Annotated in this window: 3 protein-coding genes; all 3 read right to left on the reverse strand. The window is 58.8% G+C overall.

The window, feature by feature from the left end; genetic code table 11:
* Positions 1 to 83: 83 nt before the first annotated feature.
* Positions 84 to 1,520, reverse strand: a complete 1,437-nt coding sequence (lpdA, locus tag ACP7A2_RS18845) for a dihydrolipoyl dehydrogenase (RefSeq protein ID WP_426135414.1) — start codon at positions 1,518 to 1,520, stop codon at positions 84 to 86.
* 99 nt (positions 1,521 to 1,619) lie between these two features.
* Positions 1,620 to 2,843 carry a 2-oxoglutarate dehydrogenase complex dihydrolipoyllysine-residue succinyltransferase gene (gene odhB / locus ACP7A2_RS18850; protein ID WP_426135415.1) on the reverse strand — a complete coding sequence of 408 codons (1,224 nt, stop codon included), beginning with the start codon at positions 2,841 to 2,843 and terminating at the stop codon, positions 1,620 to 1,622.
* A gap of 44 nt (positions 2,844 to 2,887) precedes the next feature.
* Positions 2,888 to 5,632 (reverse strand): 2-oxoglutarate dehydrogenase E1 component (locus ACP7A2_RS18855; protein ID WP_426135416.1); only part of this gene is annotated, 2,745 nt, incomplete at its 5' end.

The raw sequence follows: 5,632 nt of genomic DNA on the forward strand, positions 1-5,632 counted from the left end.
CTGCGTCCAGCGGATATTCCGCGGTGAGTCTTGCGCGCAAGGCTCACGACGGGCAACTCCGCCGTGGTTTCTTATTATCTCGCTTAGCGCTTCTTGCGGTTGGCGATGTGGATGGCGCCGCCATTCACAGCCAACGCTGCTTCGTGCAACGCTTCGGACAGGGTCGGATGGGAGAAGACCATCATGCCCAGGTCTTCGGCACTGGTGCCGAATTCCATACCGATCGCGCCTTGCTGAACCAGTTCTGCAGCGCTCGGGCCAATCACGTGGACGCCCAATACGCGGTCAGTCTTGGCGTCAGCGATGACTTTAACAAAACCACCGGTGTCGTTGGCTGCCATGGCACGGCCAGATGCAGCAAACGGGAAGGTGCCGACGTTAACTTCAACGCCTTCAGCTTTCAACTGCTGTTCGTTCTTGCCGACCCACGCAATTTCCGGGTGAGTGTAGATAACAGACGGGATCAGGTCGTAGTTCATCTGGGTTTTGTGACCCTTGATGCGCTCGACAACCATGATGCCTTCTTCGGAAGCCTTGTGCGCCAGCATCATGCCGCGAACCACGTCACCAATAGCGTAAACGCCTGGCACGGTGGTAGCGCAGTGATCGTCAACGTGGATGAAACCACGCTCGTCGATGTTCACGCCGCTGTCGGAAGCCAGCAGGTCGGTGGTCACCGGACGGCGACCCACGGCTACGATCAGCTTGTCGAACGTGATGGTCTGCTCGCCTTCCTTATCGGTGTAGGTCACAACGACTTCTTCGCCGTTGACCTTGGAACCGGTAACACGAGCGCCCAGCTTGATGTCCAGACCTTGTTTGGTCAGGGTTTTCAGCGCTTCCTTGGAGACTGCGGTGTCGGCAGCCAGCAGGAACGTGTCCAGGGCTTCCAGCACAGTCACTTCAGCACCCAGACGGGACCATACCGAACCCAGTTCCAGGCCGATCACGCCAGCGCCGATCACGCCCAGACGCTTGGGAACAGCCTGGAATTCCAGGGCGCCGGTCGAATCGACGATCACATTCTGGTCAACAGGAGCAGGCGGAATGTCGATTGGACGCGAACCTGGTGCCAGGATCACGTTTTCGGCTTCGATAATTTCAGTCGAACCGTCTGGCTTGGTGATTTCAACTTTCTTGCCAGCCAGCAACTTGCCGTGGCCTTGCAGGGAAGTCACGCCGTTGGCCTTGAACAAGGTCGCAACGCCGGAAGTCAGGCCTTTAACGATGTTGGCTTTACGGCCGACCATTGCAGGTACGTCCATGGTCACGCCAGCATGGTTGATGCCGTGGATCGCGAAACCGTCCTGGGCTTCGTGGAATTTCCAGGAGCTGTCCAGCAGCGCCTTGGAAGGAATGCAACCAACGTTCAGGCAAGTACCGCCCAGTGCCAGTTTGCCTTCCTTGTCGGTGTACTTTTCGATGCAAGCAGTCGAGAGGCCCAGTTGTGCGGCCTTGATGGCAGCAACATAGCCGCCAGGACCTGCACCAATCACTACGACGTCAAATTTCTGTGTCATGAAAATAGATCCTCTATTTGCGACAAGCTTCTAGCTCCAGGCCGCAAGCCAAGCTGCTTTTTCTTACAGCTTGTAGCTCGCAACCTGAAGCTGCTTCAATCAGATATCCAGCAGCAGACGAGCCGGGTCTTCCAGCAGGTTCTTGATGGTCACCAGGAAAGTCACGGCTTCCTTACCATCGATCAGGCGGTGATCATACGACAGCGCCAGGTACATCATCGGGCGGATCACGACTTGGCCGTTGATTGCCATAGGACGCTGCAGAATGTTGTGCATGCCCAGGATCGCAGCTTGCGGCGGGTTAACGATCGGCGTCGACATCATCGAACCGAAGGTACCACCGTTAGTGATGGTGAACGTACCGCCGGTCATTTCGTCGATGGTCAGCTTGCCGTCACGGGCTTTCTTGCCGAAGCCAGCAATGCCGCCTTCGATTTCAGCCAGGCTCATCAGCTCGGCGTTACGCAGCACCGGTACCACCAGGCCACGGTCGCTGGACACGGCAACGCCGATGTCGGCATAGCCGTGGTAAACGATGTCGGTACCGTCGATCGAAGCGTTGACTGCCGGGTAGCGTTTCAGCGCTTCGGTAGCCGCTTTCACGAAGAACGACATGAAGCCCAGGCGTACGCCGTTGTGGGACTTCTCGAACAGGTCCTTGTACTTCGAACGCAGGGCCATGACTTCGGTCATGTCGACTTCGTTGAACGTGGTCAGCATGGCCATGTTCGACTGTGCTTCAACCAGACGCTTGGCCACGGTGGCACGTACGCGGGTCATCGGTACGCGCTTCTCGGTGCGGTCGCCAGCAGCGAACACAGGCGCAGCGGCAGCCGGAGCAGCAGCCTTGGCAGGTGCGGCAGCTGGAGCGTTTTTCTTGGCTTCAACCGCAGCAACCACGTCTTCCTTGGTCACACGGCCATCTTTGCCGGTGCCCTTGATGGACGCCAGGTTGATGCCGTTTTCTTCAGCCAGCTGGCGGGCAGCCGGTGCAGCGATTGGGTCTTCAGCGCCAGCAGCCGGAGCGGCGGCAGGTGCAGCAGCGGCAGCCGGAGCAGCAGCGGCAGGTGCAGCGCCAGCAGCGCCGCCCTCTTCGATCGAGCCCAGTACCTGGTTCGACAGGACGGTGGCGCCCTCTTCAGCAACGATCGCGCCCAGCACGCCGTCGGCTTCGGCCAACACTTCCAGAACGACTTTGTCGGTCTCGATGTCGACGATCAGGTCGTCACGCTTGACGGCCTCGCCTGGTTTCTTGTGCCAGGTGGCAACGGTGCCATCGGCAACCGATTCCGGGAATGACGGGGCTTTGATTTCGATAGCCATTATCTGTGGGTCCTTAAAATTCGGTTTCAGTCAGCGCGAAGGCGTTAAACAGTGAAAGCATCTTTCAGCAGTTTTTCCTGCTGTTCGGCGTGCATCGACGCATAACCACACGCAGGTGCAGCAGAAGCATCACGACCGGCGTACTCCAGGCCCAAGCCTGATTTGTGGTTGCCGATGCTGCGACGCAAATGATGCTGGCTGCTGTACCAAGCGCCCTGGTTCATCGGTTCTTCCTGACACCACACGGCATTCGTGAGGTTGGTGTAAGGCGCGATGGCCTCCATCAGGTCGTCTTCCGGGAACGGGTAAAGCTGCTCGATACGCACGATGGCGATGTCTTCGCGGCCTTCGGCACGGCGTTTTTCCAGCAAGTCGTAGTAAACCTTGCCGCTGCACAGGATCAGGCGAGTGACCTTGGCGGCGTCCAGCGTGTCGATTTCTGGAATAACGGTCTGGAACGAACCGTCGGCCAGATCTTCCAGGGTCGAGATGGCCAGTTTGTGACGCAGCAACGACTTCGGCGTCAGCACTACCAGCGGCTTGCGCAGCGGGCGGATCACCTGGCGACGCAGCAAGTGGTAGATCTGGGCCGGGGTAGTCGGCACGCACACCTGAATGTTGTGCTCGGCGCACAGTTGCAGGTAACGCTCCAGACGGGCCGAAGAGTGCTCCGGACCCTGACCTTCATAACCGTGTGGCAGCAACATGGTCAGACCGCACAGACGGCCCCACTTGTGCTCGCCGCTGGTGATGAACTGGTCGATAACCACCTGGGCACCGTTGGCGAAGTCGCCGAACTGGGCTTCCCAGATCACCAGCGCCTGCGGCGTGGTGGTGGAGTAGCCGTATTCGAACGCCAGTACGGCTTCTTCGGACAGGAACGAATCGTACAGATCGAAACGTGGCTGGCCTTCGTACAGGTTCTGCAACGGGATGTAGGTGCCCGCGTCTTTCTGGTTGTGCAGTACCGCGTGACGGTGCGAGAACGTACCGCGGCCGATGTCCTGGCCGGTCATGCGGATCGGGTGACCTTCGAACGCCAGGGTCGCGTACGCCATGGTTTCAGCGTAACCCCAGTTGATCGGCAGGCCGCCGGCTTGCATCTTCTGACGGTCTTCGTAGATCTTCGCAACCTGGCGCTGTACGACGAAGCCATCCGGAATTTCCAGCAGCTTGGCAGACAGCTCTTGCAGGGTTTTCAGGTCGAACGTGGTGTCGTGACGCGCAGTCCAGGCGTGGCCCAGGTACGGACGCCAGTCAACGAACAGCTCTTTGTTCGGCTCTTTAACCAGGCTTTTCACTACGTGCAGGCCGTTATCCAGCGCGTTGCGGTATTCATCGATCTTCGCCTGAACACGCGCATCGTCCACCACACCGGCCTTGATCAGGCTATCGGCGTACAGCTCACGGGTGGTGCGCTGCTTGGTGATTTGCTGGTACATCAACGGTTGGGTGCCGCTAGGCTCATCCGCTTCGTTGTGACCACGACGACGGTAGCAAACCAGGTCGATAACCACGTCACGCTTGAACTGCATGCGGTAATCGATGGCGAGCTGGGTGACGAACAACACGGCTTCCGGATCATCACCATTCACATGGAGGATCGGCGCCTGGATCATCTTGGCAACGTCGGTGGCGTACTCGGTGGAGCGCGCGTCCAACGGGTTGCTGATGGTGAAGCCCACCTGGTTGTTGATGACGATGTGAACCGTACCGCCAGTCTTGAAGCCGCGAGTCTGCGACATCTGGAACGTTTCCAGGACCACGCCCTGACCGGCGAATGCCGCGTCACCGTGGATGGAAATTGGCAGGACTTTCTCACCGGTTGAATCGTTGCGACGATCCTGACGAGCACGCACCGAACCCTCGACCACTGGAGAAACGATTTCCAGGTGGGATGGGTTGAAGGCCATGGCCAGGTGAACTTCACCGCCGGTGGTCATCACGTTGGACGAGAAGCCCTGGTGGTATTTAACGTCACCGGAGCCCAGCTCGACCTTCTTCTTGCCTTCGAACTCGTCGAACAGCTCGCGCGGGTTCTTGCCGAAGGTGTTGACCAACACGTTCAGGCGACCACGGTGAGCCATGCCGATCACGATTTCCTTGGTGCCATAGGAACCGGAACGCTGGATCAGCTCGTCGAGCATTGGAATCAGGCTTTCGCCGCCTTCCAGGCCGAAACGCTTGGTGCCCGGGTATTTGGTACCCAGGTATTTTTCGAGACCTTCAGCTGCAGTCACGCGCTCAAGCAGGTGGCTGCGCACATCGGCGGACAGCACCGGACGGCCACGCACGCCTTCCAGGCGATGCTGGAACCAGTGGCGCTGCTCGGAATCGGTGATGTGCGTAAATTCAGCGCCGATGGTGCGGCAATATGTCTGCTGCAACGCTTCGTGAATTTCGCGTAGGCTCGCTTCCTCTTTGCCGATGAACAGGTCGCCGGCACGGAAGGTCGTATCAAGATCGGCATTGGTCAAGCCGTAATGATTGATCGACAGGTCTGCAGGTGCAGGACGCTTCCAGAGCCCCAGCGGGTCAAGCTGGGCCGCCTGGTGGCCACGCATACGGTAGGCCTGGATCAGTCGCAATACTTCAACTTGCTTCTTCTCGTGCTCACTGCTCACGCTGCCGGCGGAAACCGGTTGGGCGCGGCGCTGGTTCTTTGCCAGCAGCACAAATTGATCGCGAATTGTTGCGTGCGATACATCGGTGGCAGCGTTGCCGTCTGAAGACAACGTCTGAAATTTGGTGCGCCATTCTTCTGGCACAGCGTTAGGGTCGTGCAGGTA

It is taken from the genome of Pseudomonas sp. PWP3-1b2 (assembly GCF_049896045.1).
GTDB classification, from domain to species: Bacteria; Pseudomonadota; Gammaproteobacteria; order Pseudomonadales; family Pseudomonadaceae; genus Aquipseudomonas; species Aquipseudomonas antarctica_B.

Coding starts and splice junctions, on each gene's coding strand:
- lpdA (WP_426135414.1), bottom strand. CDS start 1,520: ATGACACAGAAATTTGACGTCGTAGTGATTGGTGCAGGTCCTGGCGGC.
- odhB (WP_426135415.1), bottom strand. CDS start 2,843: ATGGCTATCGAAATCAAAGCCCCGTCATTCCCGGAATCGGTTGCCGAT.